The sequence below is a fragment of the Clostridium beijerinckii genome (genome assembly GCF_036699995.1).
In the GTDB taxonomy this organism is placed as follows: Bacteria; Bacillota; Clostridia; order Clostridiales; family Clostridiaceae; genus Clostridium; species Clostridium helianthi.
This window is the reverse complement of sequence record NZ_CP144906.1, coordinates 4408431-4431327: the sequence shown is the minus strand read 5'-3', so window position 1 is coordinate 4431327 and position 22897 is coordinate 4408431. Positions and strand designations below refer to the sequence as shown.

Genomic DNA, 22897 nt, shown 5'->3' with positions numbered 1-22897 from the left:
AATAATTGCTTCGGTAGACAATTATGTTAAGAGATAGTAAAATCAAATTATAATAAACTTAACATAAAAGGGGAATACCGAAGCGATGGAAGAAAAGTATTTAGGGGAAATATATAAATCATTTTTAAGTAATATACCTTGGCCGGTTTGGATTGAAGGAATTGATACGACAATAATATTTTTTAATAAGTATTATGAAGATATGTATAATATAAAACTGGAAGATGTTAAAGGCAAGACAAACAAAGAGGCTTTTCCTTTAGAAAAAGCAAAAATATATGATGAGCAAATAAATGAATGCCTAAGGAAAAAGAAGACTTATGTTGTAGAAGGTATAGTAAATGACAACTGTGTTGAGTGTTTCATATTTCCCATACTAGATAATGATGGAGAGCCTAAAGCCGTAGCTGGTATTATAATTGATATAAATGATAGAAAATTAAGAGAATCAGAAATAGAAAAACAAAAAAACATATTAAGAACAATAATTGATGCAGTGCCAGAATCTATTTTTTATAAAGATAAGGAAAGCAGATTTCTTGGATTTAATAAGAAGTTTGAAGATTTTTATAAAAAGAGAGGCGTAAAAGAAATAATAGGTAAAACTGATTTGGAGATATATGGTAACTACAATGAAGCGAAAAAATTCATTGATCAGGATAATAAAATTATGGTAACGAAAAAGGCTACTTATTTTGAGCATAGGATACAAAACGAGAATGGCAAAGAAATAATTGAAGAAAATGTAAAAATACCTGTTGTAGATAAAGATGGACAAGTATGGGGATTGGTAGGGTTATCTAGAGATATAACGGAAAGAAAGATCTTAGAAGAAAGATTACGATATTTAAGTGAAATAGATATTCTTACAGGCTTATATAATAGACATAGTTTTGAAGAAAAGATTAAAGAATTAAACCATGAGCAATATTTACCATTGGGAATAATAATGGGAGATGTAAACGGGCTTAAAATAGTAAATGATACTTTAGGACATCTAGAAGGAGATAATTTACTTAGAAGTATAGCTGGAGTTCTTAAGGAGATATGTCATCCTAATGGATATGTATTTAGGTGGGGCGGAGATGAATTCATAATTCTAATACCTAATTGTGATGAATCAAAATGTGAAAAAGTTATTAGAAAAATCACAAAGAAATGCGAACAAGCAGATTATAAATTTATGCAATTAAGCATTGCATTAGGTGAGGGAATAAAATATTCATTACAGGAAGATATATACGATTGCATAAACAAGGTAGAAGAAAAAGTATATCGTCAAAAATTGTTAGAAAAGAAAAGTATTAGAAGTTCAATTATGGATTCACTGAAAAAAAGTCTAGAAGAGAAAAATATGGAAACCAATGAACATACTGAAAGAGTAACAAAATATGCTTTAGAAATAGGAAAAAAATTGAGGTTAAAAATTTCAGAGTTGGACGAGTTGGCATTAGTTGCAAGTTTACATGATATAGGGAAAATAGGTGTTAATGAAGATATATTATTAAAGCCAGGGAAGTTGACAAAAGAAGAATTTGAAATAATGAAGACTCATACAGAAAAAGGATACAGAATTATAAATGCATCTAGTGAGCTTGGAAATGTTGCTAAATGTGTACTAACACATCATGAGAAATGGGATGGAAATGGATATCCTTTAGGCTTAGCTGGAGAAGAAATTCCTTTAATGGCGAGAATAATTAATGTGGCTGATTCTTATGATGTTATGACTAATGATAGAGTGTATAAAAAGGCTATATGTAAAGAAGATGCTATAAAGGAGTTAAAAAGATGTTCGGGAACTCAATTTGATCCCCAAATAGTAAAATGTTTTACTGATTATTTAAGAAATAAGAGTCTACATTAAGTATAATTATTTATGATTAGATAATATTAATTTTGCCGCAAATAATAAATTAGGTTTAATGATTAAAAAGCTTTTAGAATATAAGAATAAAATATGATTTAGAGGATATTTAGAGAAAAATATATCTTCTAAGTCATATTTTTTTATTCTTCGTGAATCAAAATTTTATAAAGAATGTAAGTGTCACGGAAGCTAAAAATAATGGTATTTTAAAATTTATTAATCAGAGATAAGATTTAAATTTCAGGTTATTGGGAAATAATTACTAATATATTTGTTTAAGTATAGAATGCTTGTCACTAGGATAATGGTGTTAAATATTCAGATGCTAATATACATTGCAAAAATAGTTCTTCATCATAACGCTGAAAATATTGCAAGAATTTTAGCCGTAATTGTGAATTGCAACACATATAGTTTTATACCAGTATTTGAAATAGTGTATTAAGTGCTACTAAGGTTATATTAAATTTGGGAGGGAACAATATGGATAATGGAGCAAAAAATGAAGATATAGATACCTTATTTATTAAATCAGGAAAACATTTCATAACAGAGAGAGTTATAGGAAAACCTGTTATTTTAGAAGAAGTAATTCTAATACCTATTATAAGATTTATGGTTAGTTACGGAATAAGCGGAGAAAAATGTGATGGTTCTAAAGGAATGAAAGGAGTAGACATTGGCGAATGTATTGGTGTAAGTGTATCTTTAGACGCAATTTTAATAATTAGAGATGGTAAAACTACTATAATGCAAATAAGAAGAATAAATAATCTAGATGATATACTTAGCTGTATTCCTGACAGAGTTGGGAAATTTAATATTAATAAAGAAAATATTAAGGAAGAGATAAATTTTAGTTTATAAATAGGCATCTTATGGAACTAATTGATGAAATGCTATAAAGTATTATTATATAAAAACTTGTTTAATTTAAGTGTTAGGAGGAAATAGAATGTATAATAAAATAATTGAATCAACCAAGTATATTAGAAGTAAGATAAACAGAGCACCTAAAATTGCGATAATATTAGGATCAGGCCTAGGTGATTTAGTTAATGAGGTTAGAGATGTAGAAAGTATATCGTATAAAGATATTCCTAATTTCCCTATATCAACAGTTAAGGGCCATGAAGGTAAGCTTGTATTTGGTAAAATAAATGATATAGAAGTTCTGCTAATGCAAGGTAGATTTCATTATTATGAAGGTTATACAATGAAAGAAGTTACATATCCAATATATGTAATGAAGAAATTGGGGATTGAGAAAATTATAGTGACCAATGCTTGTGGTGGGATAAATAAAAGCTTTGAGCCAGGAACTCTAATGCTTATTAATGATTTTATAAACTTATTTGGAGATAATCCTTTGATTGGAATAAATGATGATAGACTTGGGCCAAGATTTCCAGATATGTCGGAGCCATACAAGTTAGAGCTTATAGAAAAAGCAAAAGAAGTTGGAGATAAGTTAGGAATAAAATATGCAGAAGGTGTTTATGCAGGATTTATGGGGCCTTATTATGAAACAGCAGCAGAAATAGTAATGATCGGTAGGCATGGAGCTGATGCGGTAGGTATGTCAACTGTACCGGAGACTATAGTGGCGAATTATTTAGGTATGGATGTGCTTGGAATAGCATGTATTACTAACATGGCTACAGGAATACAGAAAGTAAAACATTCTCATGATAGAGTTGTTGAAACAGCTAAAAAGGTTTCGGTTGATTTATGCAGGTGGGTATCAGAAATTATAAAAGAAATTTGATTATGAATTATGATACTAGCACATTTTGATTAATTTATTCATTTTATGTTTTTCATTATAAAGAATAAAACAGTCTAATTTATGTATGTTATGCAAATTGGACTGTTATTCGTGTTAGAAATTATATATTCCACTAATAACTCCACATTTAAAAATCTAGTAATCCAAGCACTTGATTAAAGATGTGATATAGAACTTAATTGAAAACTGCATATTATAAGCAATAAAAGAATACAATTAAAAAAATTATAGCTAATTATGTATAAAAAACAAAAACATTATGGTTATATTTAATATATTTAAGGTATAATGGAAGAATAATAATGAAAATAGGAGAATGCTTATGTTAATTAAAGAGAAGGGGTTATCGCGTTTATCGAAGAATAAATATTCCTTTAAGTATGAAAATATTAAAATATGCTTAATATATGCAGTAATAGGATTGATATGGATTTTTGTATCGGATGCTATTATTGATTTAATTACAAATGTACAAGATAGTGCGTTAAAAATTAGCATATATAAAGGTGTTCTGTTTATAATGGTTACTACAAGTATTCTTTATGTATTGATAAATAAGTTTCTAAAAAAAATATGTAATACAGAGCAACAACTTAGAAATAGTTATAAAGATCTGGGGATATATGTTAAACAATTGAGTGATTATGAGGATGAATTGAAGATTCAGTATGAGCAGATACGAAAAGACGAGATACAGATAAAGGAAATTGAAGAGAAAAGTAGAGCAATTATTAAAGCTATACCAGATATTTTATTTACTTTTGACTCTAATGGTGTTTTTATAGATACTGAAGCTAAGGATGAGAATATATTGATGTTACCTAAAGAAGAGTTTATTGGTAAGACAATATCAGAAGTGATGCCGAAAGAGATTGCTGAATTAGCTTATGAGAATTTGAGATTAGTTCTAGAAACGGGTAAGTTACATACTTTTGAGTATAAACTATTAGGTAGTTATTGTGAGATTAGGATGGTTAAGTGTGGAGCAGATCATGTTTTAGCTGCATTAAGAGATATGACTGTTAAAAAAGAACTAGAAGAGAGATTAGAATACTTATGCTACAATGATCAATTAACAGGGCTATATAATAGAAGATATTATGAGGAGGAGCTAAAAAGTTTAGACATTAAAGAGAATTATCCTCTAACTATTGTTCTTGGGGATGTGAATGGGTTAAAGTTGATCAATGATTCGTTTGGACATGTTGTAGGGGATGAATTGATTAAAAAATCGGCACAGATAATAAAAAATGGATGTAGATCTCAGGATGTTGTTATTAGACTTGGTGGAGATGAGTTTGTTATTTTATTACCCAAAACAGATACTTATGAGGCAGAGAAGATCGTTGAAAATATTAATAATCTGGCTAAAAAAGAAAAAATACAAGGTTTGGATATATCTATTTCATTCGGTTATGAAACTAAATGTCATGAAGATGAAATGATTCAAGAAATATTCATAAAAGCAGAGGATTATATGTATAAGAGAAAGCTTTTTGAAAGTTCAAATATGAGAGGAAAAACTATTGATACAATAATAAATACTCTTAATGAGAAGAATAAAAGGGAAGAACAACATTCTGTAAGAGTTGCTGAGCTGTGTGAACTTATGGGAAAGAATATTGGTCTGCCTAAAAGGAAAATCCAAGAATTAAAAAATGCTGGATTGCTACATGATATAGGCAAAATAGCAATAGAGGAAAATATTCTTAATAAGCCAGGGAGACTTACAGAGGATGAGTATAATGAAATCAAACGTCATCCAGAAATAGGGTATAGGATATTAAGTACAGTAAATGAAATGTCAGAAATTGCAAAGTATGTACTTTCTCATCATGAAATGTGGAATGGAGAAGGATATCCAAAAGGCATTAAGGATATAGATATACCTTTTGAATCTAGAATTATATCTATAGTAGATGCATATGATGCTATGACTAGTGAGCGTCCTTATAGAAAAGCATTATCAGAAGAATTTGCTATAGAGGAATTAAAAAGAAATTCGGGAATTCAATTTGATCCTGAATTAGTAAATTTATTTATTGAAAAAGTATTGAACAAATAACGAATTATAATTTATGAGAGTACATGTAAATTGAGCGCAATAAACTCATTATTTTAAATAATTAAGATAACAATGATTAAAGTGCAATATATGGAATAGTTAATCAACGGCTGTCGATAAAATCGACAGCCATTGATTTTTAATAATATTGTCACTGATGTATTTAAATTTATAAAATTATTTTTTTATTCCAGTGTATATAAAAATAGCATCTCTTAAAAAAGCGGCCAGACCAGGTTGGTCCTTATCATAATAGGCAGTAAATCGTTCATCATCAACATACATTTGGGCAAGCCCTGCATGGGTTTCATTTGAGTACTCGCTCCAAGAATAAGTTAACCATTGGCGGTGTAAATCAGCAGCTTTTTGTGCAAGTTCGCTTGAAGGATCGTTAGTTTTAAAAGCATTTTTTAATGTATCCATAAGTTTAATACCTAACTTTTCGAATTCCTCATATTGTTCTTTGCTCATATTTTGGAATTTTTTATTTGATTTATTTACAATATCATTACCATATTTAGATCGTATTTCATTACCATATTTCTTTTCATTTTCATCTATCATTTTTTGTTTAAAGCCTTCAAATTTTTCTTTATCGCTCATTATAATTCTCCCTTCTGATGAAGCTAGTGTTTTATTAACATTAGCTATTAATATATCTAATTGTTTGCGTTTTGCAAGAAGCTTTTCGCGATGCTCTTTGAGTGCATTGATATTACTGAAATCTGGTGATAACAACATGCTTTTTATACTTTCAAGATCTACTCCTAATTCCTTGTAAAATAATATTTGCTGTAACCTATCTATCTCTTTTTGGCTATAAATCCGATATCCAGATGAATTGATTCTTGCCGGCTTAAGAATTCCTATCTCATCGTAGTATCTAAGTGTTCTTGCGCTGATACCAGCCAGTTTACTTAGTTTTTGCACTGTATATTCCATGTGATTGCCTCCTTACAAGATTAATTTACACCTTTACGTAGCGTCAATGTCAATAGTATTTTTTGTAATTGTTTTAATAAAAAATAATATTGTATAAAACAATTTTCGGAATTTAGTGAAAATTACAAAAAATAAGTGCAAAAATGGGTAAATTATGTTAATATTTTAATAAGAATTACTAGTTGATTACAAATATCAATAAAGGGGGATAATAGTATGAGATGGTTTAATAATTTGAAAATAAAATATAAATTACAGATCAGTTTCTTTATAATATCTATATTTATTGCCGTAGTTGGAGTTACAGGAATACTTAGTGTAAGTAAAGTAAATTCTAATTCCAATGCGTTATATGAAAAAGATTTCCAAGTGCTAAAAAATTTACAAGATTTTAACTCGAATACACTACATTCTAGATTAGAAATTTTGAATTTACTAAACAGTAAAGATTCTAGTAAAGTTAGTCAAACAATAAGTAATATAGATGGTTACAGAAATGAAAATAATGAAATTCTTAAAATATATGAACAATCAGATATGAATGAAGACGAAAATAAGATATACAAAGAAATAAAAAGTGATTTAACAGATTATAGGAATTCATCTGATAAAATAATAAGTCTAGCAAGTGATGGAAAGTACGACGAAGCTATGAGTTTTAGCAAAGAAAGTGCAAGCATAAGAGAGAAGTTAACTAATAATATTGACAAATTAGTTAAAATTACTGAACAAAAAGCATCAGATAAAAGTTCTTCCAATAACAATGTGAATAATAAATCTTTTTATATAATGGTAACAATAATTATTTTAGGTTTTATTACTGCAGTTCTATTAGGAGTTATAATTGCTACAATAATATCAAATAATTTAAAAAAAGTATTATTATATGCACAGCACTTAGAAGAAGGAGATTTAACTCAGGAAATAGAGATAAGCTCTAAAGATGAGATTGGTAGTATGGCAAGAGCATTAAATAAAGCTAATGAAAACATAAGAAGGTTAATAGCGGTAATAATAGATGGATCCAATGATATAAGTTCATCGGGGCAGGAACTATCAGCTACAACACATGAGGTTTCTTCTAAGATGAATGATATAAATGAATCAATTGAACAAATATCTAAAGGAGCCCAAGATTTGAGCGCTATAACTGAAGAAGTAAGTGCATCAGCAGAAGAAATTGGAGCGACAACAAATGAACTTGCTAATAGAGCAAATGATGCAGCTGTTTCAGTAGGTAAAATAAAGAATCGCTCTCTTGAAATAAAGAAAAAAGCTTCAGAAAATATAGAACAAGGAAACATTATTTATGAGGAAAAGAGAGCAAATATTATAAAAGCTATCGAAGACGGTAAAGTAGTAAATGAGGTGAAATTGATGGCCAATGCTATAGGTGATATAGCATCACAAACTAATTTACTTGCACTTAATGCAGCAATTGAAGCAGCAAGAGCTGGTGAGAACGGAAAAGGGTTTGCTGTGGTTGCAGATGAGGTAAGAAAGCTTGCAGAACAATCATCAGAGGCAGTTTCAAGTATACAGGGTATGGTTTTACAGGTGCAGGCTGCATTCGAAAATTTATCTCAAAGTGGAGAAGATATACTTAACTATATAGCTCAAAATGTAAAACCAAGCTATGAGTTACTTATGAATACTGGCATTCAATATGAAAAAGATGCTGAATTTGTTAATGAAATGACTGAAGAATTTGCAAATTCATCTAATCAGATAAATGAAGTTATAGAACAAATAAACCAAGCTATGCAAACTGTATCAGCGACAGCAGAAGAGTCAGGTGCAGGTTCTGAAGAAGTATTAAATAGTATTAGTGAAATAACATTAGCTGTTAGTGATATTGCCAAATCTTCGCAAAGTCAAGCAGAACTATCTCAAAAACTCAATGAAATTGTGTTAAAATTTAAGATATAATCAGATTTTAATTTTAATATATAATTTAGAATATATGTTGTACTATATCAAAATGATAGTTTGAAGCTATTACGTGAGAAATAAATTTTACAACATATATTCTTTCTTTATTAAATTAATGCATAAGTTTAAAATAAAGTTACAAGAAGAATTTGACAATAAATATTCTTTGCATTAAAATATTTTCTAGAAAAAATAACAGGAGGTAATATCATGATAAAAGAAAATGGTAACATATCAATTGACACAGAAAACATATTTCCTATTATTAAAAAATGGCTATACTCTGATAAGGATATATTTATCAGAGAAGTTATAAGTAATGCATGCGATGCAATTAGTAAATTTCAAAGATTAGTTTCTCTAGGAGAGGCAACAGTAAACGGAGACGAGCAATACAAAGTTGTTGTATCAATAAATAAGGAAAAGAAGACTCTTAAATTCATAGACAATGGTATTGGTATGACAGAGGAAGAGGTTAAGAAATATATAAATCAAGTTGCTTTTTCTGGCGCAACGGATTTTATGGAAAAATATAAAGATAAAATGGATGAAGGTAAGGATATAATTGGTCACTTCGGGCTTGGATTTTATTCAACTTTCATGGTATCTACTAAGGTAGAAATAGATACACTATCATTTAGAGAAGGCGCTGAAGCCGTTAAGTGGGAATGTACAGGTGGAACAGAATATGAGATTGGATCTTCTAGCGAGAGAACAACAAGGGGTACAACAGTAACTCTATATATAGATGATGAAAGCTCAGAATTTTTGGAAGAATATAAGGTAAGAGAAATAATCAAGAAATACTGTTCTTTCTTACCTACAGAAATATATTTAGAAGATAAAAATAAGCCAAAAGAAGAACCTAAATATGAAACAAAGAAGAAAGAAGATGGAACTGAATATCAAGAGTTAGTTGAACCAGAAGCACCAAAGCCATTGAACGATACAAATCCATTATGGGTTAAAGCACCTAAGGATTGTACTGACGAGGAATATAAGGATTTCTATAGAAAAGTATTTATGGATTTCAATGAACCATTGTTCTGGATTCATTTAAATGTAGATTATCCATTTAATTTAAAAGGAATATTATATTTCCCTAAATTAACTCATGAATTTGAAGCAACAGAAGGTCAAGTTAAGTTATACAATAACCAAGTCTTTGTTGCGGATAATATTAAAGAAGTAATACCTGAATTCTTATTACTTTTAAAAGGTACTATTGATTGTCCAGATCTACCTTTAAATGTATCAAGAAGTTTCCTTCAAAATGATAAGGAAGTTTCAAAAATATCTAATCATATAGTTAAAAAGGTAGCAGATAAATTAGTTGACTTGTTTAAAAATAGCAGAGAAGAATTTAATAAATTCTGGCCAGATATACAAATATTTATTAAATACGGCTGCTTAAGAGATCCAAAATTCTATGATAAGATAAAGGAAATAATAATCTTTAAGAATTTAAAGGGTGAATTCGTAACATTAAAGGATTATCTTGAAGCCAATAAAGAAAAGCATGAAAACAAAGTATTTTATGCTAATGATGAAAAACAACAATCTCAATATATAAAGATGTTTAAAGAGAATGATTTAGATGCTGTTATATTAGATTGTTCACTAGATGACCACTTTATTTCGTTCTTGGAAATGCATGAATCAGGAATTAAATTCAATAGAATTGATTCTGATATTTCAGATACATTAGGAAGTAAAGAAGATGAAAATGATGAGACTATAAAAGCTTTAAATAAGGAAATAGAGGAGCTATTTAAAACTGCACTAGGAGACAAAATTAAGAATTTGTCTATTGAAGGATTGAAGAATGAAGAAACTCCAGCACTTATTTTAGTTTCAGAAGAGTCAAGAAGAATGGCTCAAATGAGTAAGATGTATGCAAAATCAGGAATGAGCTTCCCAGGTATGTTTGATGAAGAAAAAACTCTAGTTATAAACAATAAGAGTGCAATAATTAAGAAGCTTCTAGAAGTTTCTAAGAATGAAAGCAAAAAGGAAGATGTTAAATTTATCTGTGAGCATATTTTAGATTTAGCTAAAATTGCAAATAAGGAATTAGATGCAGCTGAAATGGATGAATTTATAAAGAGAAATAATATGCTTTTAAATAAAGTAGTTGCTCTTTAATATAGCGTTAATAAAGTTCCAAGTTTAAGTGCTTGGAACTTTATTTTTCGTTGGGAAATTATAATGAAGTTAAATCTACTTATAACTTTAAAAAGCATTAGAAATGCACAGTTTACTAAGCAGATTCTTATTTGGGTTTTAGTATAATTTTAACAATAAAGGCTAAATTTGAAATGGAATTTTAAGTATGATAAAATATTCTAATGTAGTTTTCACATACATTTGCTTAAATGAAGGGGTATTTATATATGAAAAATGAAATTTTTAGACCTAAATTGCTATATAGAAAGCGTATTAATAAGCTATTGCTAGAAGTTTTTCGAGTACCTGTATATTTTATATCAGCATCTATGGGTTACGGAAAATCCATTGCAGTTAGAAATTTTATAGAGAAGAATAAACGAGTGCAAACAATTTGGCTTGATATAACAAATGATGAGATTGATGATATGTGGATATGGAAAAAATTTTGTGATTTGATTAAAAATATCAATTTCAAATTAGGTGAAATGTTATATGCATACGGGGTTCCTAATAATAATAAAGATGTTTATAAGATAGTAGATATGATTAGAAATGAGATAAGGCAAGAAACCATAATAATTATTGATGATTGGGATGATGAAAAAATAGTTTATATTAATCATTTAATAAAAGCTATAATATTGGAAGATATAAGTAATTTGCACATAGTTATAATAAGTAGAAAAAAGCCGGCAAATGAGTATGTTGAATTTGAACTAAAGCAAAAATGTATGATAATGCGTCAAGAGGATATTGCATTTACCTTTGACGAAACGATAGAGTTCTTTAAGATTAATGGAATTATATTGACGGAAGCAGAAAAAAAAGAACTATACGAATATACTGGTGGATGGACTTCAGCTATGTATCTTGCATTAATTCAATATTACAGTCAAAATACATTTGATAATATACCAAAAGCAACAGAGTTAATTAAAGTAGCTGTATATGATAAATTTGATGAAGTTACCAAGCAGATTTTATTAAAGCTCTCATTGGTTGAGAATTTTACGATTGAGCAAGCTGTGTATATTACAGAAGATGAAAGATCTAAGGAGATAATTAGAAGAGTATGTTCTAATAATTGCTTTATAAGATATGACAAAAAGGAAAAAATATATAGACTACATTCAATTCTTAAAAATGCATTAGAAGAAGAATTAGCATTATCCAATGTAGATTTAAAAAAAATAAATAGTATCTGTGGTGATTGGTATGCTAAAAATTTTAATGATATATATGCAATGGAATACTACTATAAAGCAAAAAATTACGCGCGTATATTAGATTTAATAGAGAGAAATTATACAATAGATCTTACCAATTTATATAAAGGAATTATAAAACCAGTGTTTAATGAGCTTATTATCAGTGAGAAGATAAAAAGACCCATAGCTTATCTAACTTACTTATTTTTTTATATTCTTTATGGAAATCCAATAGCAGGTGCCAAGTTATTATATGAGGCTAAAGCTGTATATAAAGAAGATAAAAATCTTAAAGAGAAAAATCAGATATTAGGTGAAATTGCATTTTTAGAAAGCATATTAGTATTTTATAATGTTAGGAGAATGATAGAGTGCCATAAAAAAGCTTATGAGCTTTTTAATGGAGGAGTATCAAGAATAGCAAATAATAAAATGCCAGCAACTTTTGGATCACCTCATTTTTTATATTTATTTCACAGGAAAACAGGTAATTTGAAAGAGTTAGTGGAATTTTTTCAACAAGGAATAAATTATTTTATTCATATATCAAATGGTGGAGCAACAGGTGCAAATTACCTTATGATGGCCGAATATTTTTATGAAACAGGTGACATTGAAAATGGAGAATTATTTGCTTATAAGGCATTTCATAAGGCTAAAACCAAAAAACAGACAAGCATAATAATTTGCTCATTATTTCTCTTAACAAGGATTTGTGTTAATAAAGATTATAAAAATGAGATTAAAAATAATTTCTATAATCTGATTAAAGAGTATGAAAATCTTAATATTCCAATCTTTCTTAACGGATCACAGATAGCTATAGGATATATTGATGGAATAACTGGTAATTTAGAAAATTTAAATAAGTGGATTATAAATATAGAAAACCATGAATCAAAAGACATTATGCCTGTTATAGGAATGAACCATGTTATCACAGGTTTAGCGATGATACTTAAGGGGAGTTATATAGAGTTAGAAATTCAGGTAGAAATTATGCTGGAAGTTTATACAGGCAAAAAAAGTATATTTGGAATAATATATGCATACACATTTGATTCAATTGCAAAGTACAAGCTGTATGGAAGTGAAATTGCAAAAAAGTCATTGTTAAAAGCTATTGAACTAGCAGAAAAAGACCACATTGTAATGTGTTTTGTTGAATTAGCCCCACACATATTACCATTACTCGAATCTATTAGAAACGAAAGTGAGTATGTAAAATGTTTAATCACAAAGTGCAAAGAATATAATCAGATATATGTAAAAAGATATTGCAATTTAGAAAAAATAGAGTTGACTCCAAGGGAAATTGAGATAATGAAATTAGTACATCATGGATATAAGCAAGCGGAGATTTCAGATAAACTAAATATTGCTTTAGTCACTGTAAAAAAACATATTGCATCCGTCTATTGCAAGTTAAATGTAAGAAATAAAACGATAGCAATTAATCAATTAAAAGAAAAAGGGATAATATAAAATGATACGAATTAAATCAAAATTATACTTTAGTATAATACACAAACTATTTGCATGTATGTATAATTTTCTAATGAGAGATTAATGCTGCTTTAAAACTAAATAGAGATGTAAAAGCCAGCAAGTTTAAATATTTAATTTATTAATGTGTTGGCTATTTTTATTATAGATTACTAATTGAAGGATAGGGGAAGAGAGATGAACACAGATTTTGATAAGATAGCAAGGGAACTTTTTGATTTGGTTGGATCAGAAGAAAATATTTTGTTTGTAGAAAATTGTATGACTAGATTAAGATTGAGATTGAAGGACACTAAAAAAGTGGATGTTGGAATTTTGAAAAAGATAGAAAGTGTACGTGGAGTTGTAGAGACAAGGGAACAATTTCAAATTATTATTGATAATACTGTTGCAAAGATATTAATTAGTGAGTTTATTAATATATATAGGACAAGAAAATAATATTTTGAAAATAGCTTGAAGATACAATAATTTATATAAAAATTCTATGATGTAATTAGAAAGAAGGATGAAAAGTTCACAATTAAAATATTTAAATAATTTTATGATTAAGAATTCTTGAAAAATAGTTTTTATATTTATAATTTCATATAAGCAGAAATATAAATAAAAAGAGGGCCAGCAAATCTTTTATACTTTAGTATATTATGATATAATAGCTAAGGATATATTTAAAATGGAGGATTTTGTAATGAAACATATAAAAACTATAAACAAAACAAACATTAAAAATAGTTTATGTAAGCCAGGATGCAAAGAATGTGCAAATTCATGTCAATCAGCTTGTAAGACATCTTGCACAGTTGCAAACTTAGAATGTGAAAACTAATAATCTTCAAGCAGTAACTATATAGTTACTGCTTACTTTATATGTTTAGGAGGAAAAAGAATTGTCTTTAATACATAAATTTAAACAAGGCGAAAATTATTTTGTTTTAGATGTGAATACAGGAGCTGTTCATGTTGTAGATGAACTAGTTTATGATATATTAGATGATAGCCAATTAAGAAATAAGAAAGAAATATTACAGGAACTTAAAGGAAAATATGATGAAGAAGAGATTTCAGAGGCTTATGATGAAATTCAAGAGTTAGCTGAAGAAGGGATTTTATATTCAGAAGATCAATATGAAGAAATAGCTCATAGCTCTATGGATGATAGAGATTACATAAAGGCTATCTGTTTAAATGTAATTCATGGATGTAACCTTAGATGTAAGTACTGTTTTGCTGACGAGGGTGAATATCATGGACATGGTGGAGTCATGAGTGCAGACACAGCAAAAAAAGCAATTGACTATGTGATTAAAAGAAGTGGGCCAAGAAAAAATATAGAAATAGATTTATTTGGTGGAGAGCCAACTTTAATTATGGACACAATAAAAGATATAATTAAATATGCTAGGGATAACGAAGAAAAATGGGGAAAGAGAGTAAGATTTACAATGACCACTAATGCTACTCTATTAACTCCAGATATGATGGATTATATGGATAAAGAAATGGGAAATATAATTCTTTCGTTAGATGGCAGAAAAGAAGTTAATGATAATGTTAGAATTAAGCCAGATAAAAGCGGTTCTTTTGATGATATAGTTCCAAATATCAAGGAAATGATTAAGAGAAGAACTAAAGGAAAAACTTATTATGTAAGAGGAACGTTCACAAGAGAAAATACAGATTTTTATGAAGATGTAATGGCAATGGTTAATGAAGGGTTTAGAGAGTTATCTATAGAACCAGTTGTTTTAGAAAATGGACATCCACTTTCATTAAGAGAAGAAGATATAGATACAATCTTTGAAAACTATGACAAGCTATATGAAGAAATGGCAAGAAGAAAACGCGAAGGAAATGATGAATTTAAATTCTATCATTTTAATATAGACCTTCAAGGTGGACCATGTGTTTACAAGAGAATTTCTGGATGCGGTGCAGGATTTGAATATGTAGCTATAACTCCTCAAGGAGAAGTGTATCCATGTCATCAATTTGTTGGAAAAGAAGAGTTTAAGTTAGGAAGTATACACGAAGATACTTATAATGGAGAATTAGCTCAAAAATTTAAGAAAGCACATATATATAATAAGCCTAAATGTAGGGAGTGCTGGGCAAAATTCTATTGTAGTGGTGGATGCCAAGCTAACAATTTTAATTTTAATGGGGATATGAACATTCCTTATGAAATTGGATGTAAGATGCAAAAGAAGAGAATTGAATGTGCAATTGCGTTAAAAGCTGAAGAAAATTAACTTTTTTATAATAATATACTAAAAGAAGGGGAACTCTATTGCCTTTGCTACTGAGAGAATATTATTTAGGACATACTAATAAAAGTTTTAACAACCTGTACTTATTTCTTAAATTAATTAAAATAAGTACAGATAGAATAGCTTCCACTTAGTAAATGTTCATAGATAATTTCTTTATCTAGCACTTAGCAAGAGGAGGTCTCTTTTTATATAATTAAATTGATATAATAACATTTTAAAGGCACATCCTAGAATTAAATATAATATATGTTGCAAGTAATTTTTTATATTTGGAATATAACTGAACACTCGAATCAATAAAAAATTCAATGTAAATCTACTATTGCAATGTATAACAATGTAAGGAGAATAGACATTTGGAAGAATACATTTTGGAAAATGATTTGAGATTAATTTATAAACATACAGATTCAGAGCTATCATCAATTTGTATTTCTTTAAATGCAGGAGCTGGAGTTGAGAACGAAAAGTTTGGAGTAGCGCATGCAACCGAGCATATGGTTTATAAAGGAACAAAAAACAGAACTGAGAGAGAAATAAATGAAGAGCTGAGCAGTATTTTTGGATTTAATAATGCCATGACTAATTATCCATATGTAATATATTATGGAACTCTGCTCGGAGAAGATTTACAAAAAGGTGTGGAAATTTTAAGTGATATAATAATTAACCCGGAATTTGGAGAAAATGGATTCAAAGAAGAAATGGATGTCATAAAAGAAGAATTAAAAGAATGGGATGAGGATATAGATCAGTATTGCGAGGATAATTTATTTTTTAACTGCTTCAGTAACAGAAGAATAAAGTATCCTATAATAGGAACCTTTGATGATCTTGAGAACATAACTTTAGATAATATTAAAGAATTTTATGATAAATATTATTTTCCGGGAAATACTTCAATTATTATAATTTCATCAGTAAAGTTTAATATAGTAAAGGAAGTTATATGTAATTATTTTTCTGAGTGGAAGAAAAATAGTGCTATTCAAGAAGAGATTAGTAAAACTGATAATAAAAATTTAATAGAATATGAAAATCCTCAAAAGGGAACTTATAACAATGTAAGAGATGGAATAAGAGCATGTAAAGTTGAAATGATATTTCCAATTGATGATTTGAGTGAAAAAGAAATTAAGGCGCTTAGAATTTTTAATCAATATTTTGGAGATGGGGTTAATTCAATTCTCTATGATGTTTTAAGAACTCAAAATGGCTTGGTATATGATGTGCTTACTAAAATTTCAAATGAGAATTATATAAAACTATATAAAATAACATTTAGCACATCAGAAGAAAATGTAAATAAAGCCATATCTTTAATAGAAGGATGTATAGCAAAGTTAGATTCATTAGAAAAGAAACTTGATAATGATCAGATAGAACGTTTAATTAAGAGCTTTAAATTAAAAAGATTATTTAGAGAAGAGCAGAGTATAATACTGGCCAAAGAGCTGGCTACATATGACTGCATGTTTGGAGATTATAAAATTTATATTAATGAGATTAAAGAAATGGAGCTACTAACAAAAGAAATGATTTTTCAAGTAGGTAAGAAAGTATTGAAGAATTTTACAACACAGATAATTGAGAGAGCATAAAAGGAGGCAGAATTATGTACAGTTTTAAAAATGATTATAGTGAAGGCGCACACTCAAGAATATTAAATGCATTAGTTGAAACAAATCTTGAACAAACCGATGGTTATGGTACTGATCAGTACACAGAAAGATCAGTTAATCTGCTGAAGAAGAAAATTGATAGGGAAGATGTAGATATACACTTACTAGTTGGTGGCACACAGGTTAATCTTACAGCTATATCAGCTTTTTTAAGACCTCATCAGGCAGCAGTAGGAGCAGATACAAGTCATATAAATTGTCATGAAACTGGAGCAATTGAAGCAACTGGTCATAAAGTAATTACAATGAGAACTAACGATGGAAAACTTACTCCAAATTTAGTTCAAAATGTTGTTGATTCTCATAGTGATGAGCATATGGTTCAACCTAAATTAGTATATATATCAAATTCTACAGAACTTGGAACTCTATATACTAAAGCAGAGTTGATTGATTTACATGATTGCTGTAAGAGGAATAAACTGCTATTGTATTTGGATGGTGCTAGACTTGGATCTGCACTTGTAGCGGAAGAAAGTGATTTGACTTTAGCTGATATAGCAAAATTAGTTGATGCATTTTACATTGGAGGAACTAAAAATGGAGCGCTTTTTGGAGAAGCACTTGTAATATGCAATGATGAATTAAAAGAAGATTTTAGATATTTTATTAAGCAAAAAGGTGGATTATTAGCAAAAGGAAGATTGCTTGGAATTCAATTTGAAGAATTATTCAGAGATGATTTATATTTTGAACTTGCAAAACATGCAAATAAAATGGCACTTATGTTAAAAGCTGCAATAGTAGATGAAGGATATAAGTTTTTAACTGAATCTTTTACAAATCAACAGTTCCCTATATTACCTAATAATTTAATTGAAAAGCTAAGTGAGAAATATTCTTTTAATATTGAAAGAATAATTGATTCTAATTATACTGCAATTAGATTAGTGACATCATGGGCAACTAAAGAAGAAAATATATTAGAATTTATTGAAGATCTACACCTATAAAAAAGGCATGAAGTATTAACTAGAATCTTTTAAGAACAATTAAGTATTTTTCAAAAGATTAGGAAAAAACACAAGTGCAATATAGAGTATTTCATTTATGAAATAGAAAGCATGTTTTAAGCTTCATATCGTTTCATTACTGATATGAAGCTTTTATCCATGGTTAATTATATTTGAAATTAGATTGGAGCGGTATTTTTGAATTTACCATTATTAGAAGAATTACTTAAATACAATGATGAAGGAAACCTACTTCTTTCTATGCCAGGAAACAAGGGAGGAATTGGATTTACTAGAGATGAAATTGGGCTGGAGTTTGTTAATAGAATGGGATTTTTAGATATAACAGAGGTCGACCCATTAGATAATTTGCATTATCCAGAAGGGATAATAAAGGAAGCCCAAGAGCTATTAGCTAAAACTTATAAGGCTAAGAAAGCCTATTTTTTAGTGAATGGAAGCTCATCAGGAAACTTAGCAGCTATGTTTTCAGCATTTGATGAGGGTGATGAAGTTTTAGTTGAAAGAAACTGCCATAAGTCAATTTATAATGGATTGATTATGAGAAAGTTAAAAGTTAAATATATAGAACCTATTATTGATGATGAATTAGGACTATTTTTACCACCTAATAAAGAGAATATATATAAAGCGTTAGAGAATAGCTCAAAACCAAAGGGAATTATAATAACATATCCAAATTATTTTGGAATTACATATGATATAGAAGAGATTATATGTAATTTGAAGGAAATAGGATTAAAAGTTATAATCGACTGTGCTCATGGAGCTCATTTTGGAATAAATAAAAGATTGCCAAAGTCTCTTGCGAGTTTAGGAGATTATGTGGTTTTAAGTGCACATAAAACTTTACCAGCCCTAACTCAAGGCGCATATCTCTTAGTAAATGAAGATAATGACATAATAGATTTTTACATAAAGTTATTTACTACAACTTCACCATCTTATCTGATAATGGCATCTTTAGATTATGCAAGATATTATTTAGATACATACGGGAAAGATGATTATGATAAATTAATAAATGAATCTGAAAAGTGGAAGAAAAAAATTAATAAACTAGGAAAAGTTTATATATTAAGTGAAAGTGACTTAGATAAGCATAATGATAGAATAGAAGGATACAAAATTGATCCTAGTAGATATATAGTTATTCTCCCTAAAGGGTATAATGGACATAAATTTCTAGATTATCTAAGAGATAATAAGATACAGGCTGAGATGAGTTTTTCAAGAGGAGTTGTTTTAATTCTGTCACCATTTAATACAGAAGAAGATTTTAAAATTATATACGAAACTATTTTAAATTTAGATATGAGAAATATGTCTAGAGAAATAGAGATAAAATATTCTAGAAATATACCTGTTAAAAAATTTGAGCCTTATGAAACTTTTAAATTAAAAAGCAGATGGTGTGAAATAGAAAAGTGTGAAGGTTTAGTAGCTAAAGAATCAATAATACCATATCCTCCAGGAATACCTTTGGTTTGCCCAGGAGAAATAATATCAAAAGATGTTATAGCAATAGTAAGGGACTATATTATAAATAAAAAAAGTATAATTGGAGTAAATAATAATAAAATTCGGATTTTAGATATAAATTAATATAAATGATGAATCTATAATTTACTATAATCCTATTGGTATAAGCTTAAATATTGTGTTAAAATATATCTATTTAGAATAATATATATGATGATAATATGCGGGGAGGGATAGACAATTATATATGGAAACAAATATTGTAACCAAACCAAAGAATAAAGTTGATGTGAAAAAGCCTAAGAATTATAAAGTTGTTATGTATAATGATGATTATACAACAATGGAATTCGTTATTAATATACTGGTAGTTGTATTTAATAAAAAGTTAATAGATGCTGAGAAGATAATGTTAGATGTGCATGAAAGGGGTAAGGGAATAGCAGGAATATATAGTTATGATATAGCAGTTACTAAAGTTTCAACTGCAATGTCAATGGCTAAGGAAAAAGGCTTTCCGTTTAAGCTTACTGTAGAGGAGGCGTAAAATATGAAAATTACGAATGAAGTTAATTTGATATTACTTAAAGCATACCAAGAAGCAAAAGAGAAAAGCAGCGAATATATTACACCAGAGCATTTACTGTATGCTGCAACTTTTGATAAGAATGTAGAGTATGCTATTAAAGAATGTGGTGGAAGTTTAGAAAATTTAAGATATAATTTGGCAACTTACGTGAAAACATATATAAATAAAATTGGTCAAGGAGAACCACAAGAGAGCATAGAGTTTCAAAGAGTCATTTTAACAGCAAATGAACAAATTAAGTATAGCGGGAAAGATGCAATTGACGTAGATCATATACTCTCTGCAATTTTTAATTTAGAAGATAGTTATGCACGATATTATCTAGAGCAAGAAGGCGTTACAAGAAGAGATTTGCTATATTCTTTGTGTCATAGTATAGATGAAGATACTCGAAATTCTTATGATGATGAAATGCAAGAAAATTTTAAAGAAGATGAGAATGAATTTACTGAGAATGAAAGTAAAGAGAAAGTAGAGAAGAAAAAAGAAGATGCATTTCTTAATAAGTTTACAATAGACCTTATTAAGAAAGCTACAGAAGAAGAAAATGATCCATTGATAGGACGAAAAGATATTTTAGAAAGAAGTATACAGATACTCTGTAGAAGGATAAAAAATAATCCTATACATGTAGGTGAGTCTGGAGTTGGTAAGACTGCTATAACTTTAGGACTTGCAAAGTTAATAAGTGAAGACAAGGTGCCAGAAAAATTGAAGGGAAGTTCTATGTTTTCTTTAGATATTGGATCTGTGATAGCAGGAACTAAGTATAGAGGAGATTTTGAAGAAAGAATAAAAAGAGTTTTAGATTTGATTAGCAAACAAGATAAGCCAATTGTATATATAGATGAAATTCATAATATTGTAGGTGCTGGAGCGTTAAATGGTGGCGCATTAGATGCGTCCAATTTGTTAAAGCCTTATCTTACAGAAGGAAAAATTAGATTTATTGGAGCTACTACTTTTGATGAATATAAAAAGTTTTTTGAAAAAGATAAAGCATTAAGTAGAAGATTCCAAAGAATAGATGTTAAAGAACCATCTATAAAAGAAGCTATACAAATATTAGATGGACTTAAAAAGAATTATGAAGAATATCATAATGTAAGTTATACAGATGAAGCAATTGGAGATGCAGTAACTCTAAGCGATAAGTATATTAATGACAGATATCTGCCAGATAAAGCTGTAGATATTATAGATGAAGCTGGAGCTTATGTTCGTATGCATAATGAAGATATGAATGAGCAGATTATAGTTGACAGAAAAACTATTGAGGAAATAATATCAAAAATTTGTAACATTCCAAAGCAAACTGTGGAAAGTAGCGAGATAAGTTCTTTAAAGCACTTGGAAAAGGACTTAAAGGAAAATATATTTTCACAGGATAAAGCGATTGAAGAAGTTGTAAGATGTATAAAGATGTCTAGATCTGGATTAAACGATGAGGATAAGCCAGTAGCATCTATGCTTTTTGTTGGGCCTACAGGAGTTGGAAAAACAGAGATTGCTAGATGTTTATCTAAAACTCTAGGAATAGATTTGATTAGATTTGACATGAGTGAATATACTGAAAAACATTCAGCTGCAAAACTCATAGGATCACCTCCAGGATATGTAGGTTATGAAGAAGGTGGACTTTTAACTGATTCAATAAGAAAAACGCCACATTGTGTATTATTGCTGGATGAGATAGAAAAGGCGCACCCTGATATTTTGAGTGTACTGCTTCAGGTTATGGATTATGCTACACTTACTGATAATAAAGGCAGGAAAGCTGACTTTAGAAACTCAATAATAATAATGACTTCTAATGCAGGGGCAAGGAATATAGGCAAAAAACTTATCGGTTTCGGAGATAGGGAAGTCAAAGGTGAAGCTATAATGGAAGAAGTTAAAAAGTTCTTCACACCTGAATTTAGAAATAGACTGGATAAAATAATAGTATTTAATGGAATGACTGATATTATGGCAGCAAATGTTGCTAAAAAGCAATTAAATAACTTTAAAGATAAATTGAATTCTAAAAATGTTGAAATAGAATTTAGTGAAGAATGTGTAAATCAGATTGCTAAAATAGGCACATCAGAGGAATTTGGGGCAAGAGAAATAGCAAGGGTTATAGCTTCTAATATAAAACCATTACTTGTTGATGAAATTTTATTTGGAAAGCTAAGCGAAGGTGGAAAGTGTGTAATTGATTTTGTAAATGAAAAATTTGAGTTAAAGATCAATTAAATCTACTTAAAGTAATGTGATTCAATTATTATATATGCAAAAATAAATGTAAAAGAGTCCTATGCAATATCATATGGAGAGATTACATGATAATTAAATATAAACTATATAATAATATGTTTTTGAATAAAAATTATGAAGACAGACATAATATTAAATGACAAAAGAAATTTTTAAG

Annotated in this window: 16 protein-coding genes; 15 read left to right on the top strand and 1 reads right to left on the bottom strand. The window is 28.7% G+C overall.

All coding sequences use genetic code 11. The features are described 5' to 3' along the window. The first annotated feature begins 85 nt into the window (after positions 1-85). The 4 genes from PZA12_RS20395 (at position 86) to PZA12_RS20380 (ending at position 5724) form a co-directional block, all read left to right on the top strand. Entirely contained in the window at positions 86-1867 is a 1782-nt protein-coding gene (locus PZA12_RS20395) for a sensor domain-containing diguanylate cyclase/phosphohydrolase (protein ID WP_078114614.1), read from the top strand. Between the two features lie 486 nt (positions 1868-2353). After that, positions 2354-2737, top strand: a complete 384-nt coding sequence (locus PZA12_RS20390) for a GerW family sporulation protein (protein WP_078114615.1) — start codon at positions 2354-2356, stop codon at positions 2735-2737. An 88-nt stretch (positions 2738-2825) separates the two neighbouring features. After that, positions 2826-3638, top strand: coding sequence for a purine-nucleoside phosphorylase (locus tag PZA12_RS20385; protein WP_078114616.1), 813 nt, complete (start codon positions 2826-2828; stop codon positions 3636-3638). A gap of 337 nt (positions 3639-3975) precedes the next feature. After that, entirely contained in the window at positions 3976-5724 is a 1749-nt protein-coding gene (locus tag PZA12_RS20380; RefSeq protein WP_078114617.1) for an HD domain-containing phosphohydrolase, read from the top strand. A 177-nt stretch (positions 5725-5901) separates the two neighbouring features. Here PZA12_RS20380 and PZA12_RS20375 read toward each other — a convergent pair whose 3' ends face one another. Beyond that, on the bottom strand, positions 5902-6666 hold the full coding sequence (locus tag PZA12_RS20375) for a MerR family transcriptional regulator (protein ID WP_078114618.1): 765 nt from the start codon (positions 6664-6666) through the stop codon (positions 5902-5904). Between the two features lie 216 nt (positions 6667-6882). On the opposite strand from PZA12_RS20375, the gene PZA12_RS20370 reads away from it, so the two are divergent. From PZA12_RS20370 to clpA, 11 genes are all read left to right on the top strand, one after another. Next, entirely contained in the window at positions 6883-8595 is a 1713-nt protein-coding gene (locus PZA12_RS20370) for a methyl-accepting chemotaxis protein (RefSeq protein WP_078114619.1), read from the top strand. 213 nt (positions 8596-8808) lie between these two features. Then, a complete protein-coding gene (htpG, locus tag PZA12_RS20365) occupies positions 8809-10743 on the top strand; it encodes a molecular chaperone HtpG (protein ID WP_103698817.1) in 1935 nt (644 codons plus the stop codon). A 248-nt stretch (positions 10744-10991) separates the two neighbouring features. Then, positions 10992-13460, top strand: a complete 2469-nt coding sequence (locus PZA12_RS20360) for a response regulator transcription factor (protein WP_078114621.1) — start codon at positions 10992-10994, stop codon at positions 13458-13460. 198 nt (positions 13461-13658) lie between these two features. Next, a complete protein-coding gene (locus tag PZA12_RS20355) occupies positions 13659-13922 on the top strand; it encodes a PTS transporter subunit EIIB (RefSeq protein ID WP_078114622.1) in 264 nt (87 codons plus the stop codon). A gap of 250 nt (positions 13923-14172) precedes the next feature. Further along, on the top strand, positions 14173-14310 hold the full coding sequence (gene scfA / locus PZA12_RS20350; protein ID WP_003371542.1) for a six-cysteine ranthipeptide SCIFF: 138 nt from the start codon (positions 14173-14175) through the stop codon (positions 14308-14310). A 61-nt stretch (positions 14311-14371) separates the two neighbouring features. Then, the gene (gene scfB, locus PZA12_RS20345; RefSeq protein WP_078114623.1) at positions 14372-15733 is read left to right on the top strand and encodes a thioether cross-link-forming SCIFF peptide maturase; all 1362 of its coding nucleotides are present in this window, start codon (positions 14372-14374) and stop codon (positions 15731-15733) included. A gap of 377 nt (positions 15734-16110) precedes the next feature. Then, positions 16111-17355, top strand: a complete 1245-nt coding sequence (locus PZA12_RS20340; RefSeq protein WP_078114624.1) for a M16 family metallopeptidase — start codon at positions 16111-16113, stop codon at positions 17353-17355. Positions 17356-17369: 14 nt separating this feature from the next. Continuing rightward, positions 17370-18389, top strand: a complete 1020-nt coding sequence (locus tag PZA12_RS20335; RefSeq protein WP_078114625.1) for a threonine aldolase family protein — start codon at positions 17370-17372, stop codon at positions 18387-18389. A gap of 198 nt (positions 18390-18587) precedes the next feature. After that, positions 18588-20015: an aminotransferase class I/II-fold pyridoxal phosphate-dependent enzyme gene (locus PZA12_RS20330; RefSeq protein ID WP_078114626.1), complete on the top strand. Its 1428-nt coding sequence runs from the start codon at positions 18588-18590 to the stop codon at positions 20013-20015. A gap of 124 nt (positions 20016-20139) precedes the next feature. After that, positions 20140-20439, top strand: coding sequence for an ATP-dependent Clp protease adaptor ClpS (locus tag PZA12_RS20325; RefSeq protein WP_012060310.1), 300 nt, complete (start codon positions 20140-20142; stop codon positions 20437-20439). Positions 20440-20442: 3 nt separating this feature from the next. Next, the gene (clpA, locus tag PZA12_RS20320) at positions 20443-22719 is read left to right on the top strand and encodes an ATP-dependent Clp protease ATP-binding subunit ClpA (protein ID WP_078114627.1); all 2277 of its coding nucleotides are present in this window, start codon (positions 20443-20445) and stop codon (positions 22717-22719) included. Positions 22720-22897: the final 178 nt, after the last annotated feature.

What these genes read in the sequence shown, in the direction of transcription:
- PZA12_RS20325 (WP_012060310.1), top strand. Translation starts at nt 20,140, where the DNA reads ATGGAAACAAATATTGTAACCAAACCAAAGAATAAAGTTGATGTGAAA.
- PZA12_RS20370 (WP_078114619.1), top strand. Translation starts at nt 6,883, where the DNA reads ATGAGATGGTTTAATAATTTGAAAATAAAATATAAATTACAGATCAGT.
- PZA12_RS20360 (WP_078114621.1), top strand. Translation starts at nt 10,992, where the DNA reads ATGAAAAATGAAATTTTTAGACCTAAATTGCTATATAGAAAGCGTATT.
- PZA12_RS20355 (WP_078114622.1), top strand. Translation starts at nt 13,659, where the DNA reads ATGAACACAGATTTTGATAAGATAGCAAGGGAACTTTTTGATTTGGTT.
- htpG (WP_103698817.1), top strand. Translation starts at nt 8,809, where the DNA reads ATGATAAAAGAAAATGGTAACATATCAATTGACACAGAAAACATATTT.
- PZA12_RS20335 (WP_078114625.1), top strand. Translation starts at nt 17,370, where the DNA reads ATGTACAGTTTTAAAAATGATTATAGTGAAGGCGCACACTCAAGAATA.
- PZA12_RS20395 (WP_078114614.1), top strand. Translation starts at nt 86, where the DNA reads ATGGAAGAAAAGTATTTAGGGGAAATATATAAATCATTTTTAAGTAAT.
- scfA (WP_003371542.1), top strand. Translation starts at nt 14,173, where the DNA reads ATGAAACATATAAAAACTATAAACAAAACAAACATTAAAAATAGTTTA.
- PZA12_RS20385 (WP_078114616.1), top strand. Translation starts at nt 2,826, where the DNA reads ATGTATAATAAAATAATTGAATCAACCAAGTATATTAGAAGTAAGATA.
- clpA (WP_078114627.1), top strand. Translation starts at nt 20,443, where the DNA reads ATGAAAATTACGAATGAAGTTAATTTGATATTACTTAAAGCATACCAA.
- PZA12_RS20375 (WP_078114618.1), bottom strand. Translation starts at nt 6,666, where the DNA reads ATGGAATATACAGTGCAAAAACTAAGTAAACTGGCTGGTATCAGCGCA.
- PZA12_RS20390 (WP_078114615.1), top strand. Translation starts at nt 2,354, where the DNA reads ATGGATAATGGAGCAAAAAATGAAGATATAGATACCTTATTTATTAAA.
- PZA12_RS20380 (WP_078114617.1), top strand. Translation starts at nt 3,976, where the DNA reads ATGCTTATGTTAATTAAAGAGAAGGGGTTATCGCGTTTATCGAAGAAT.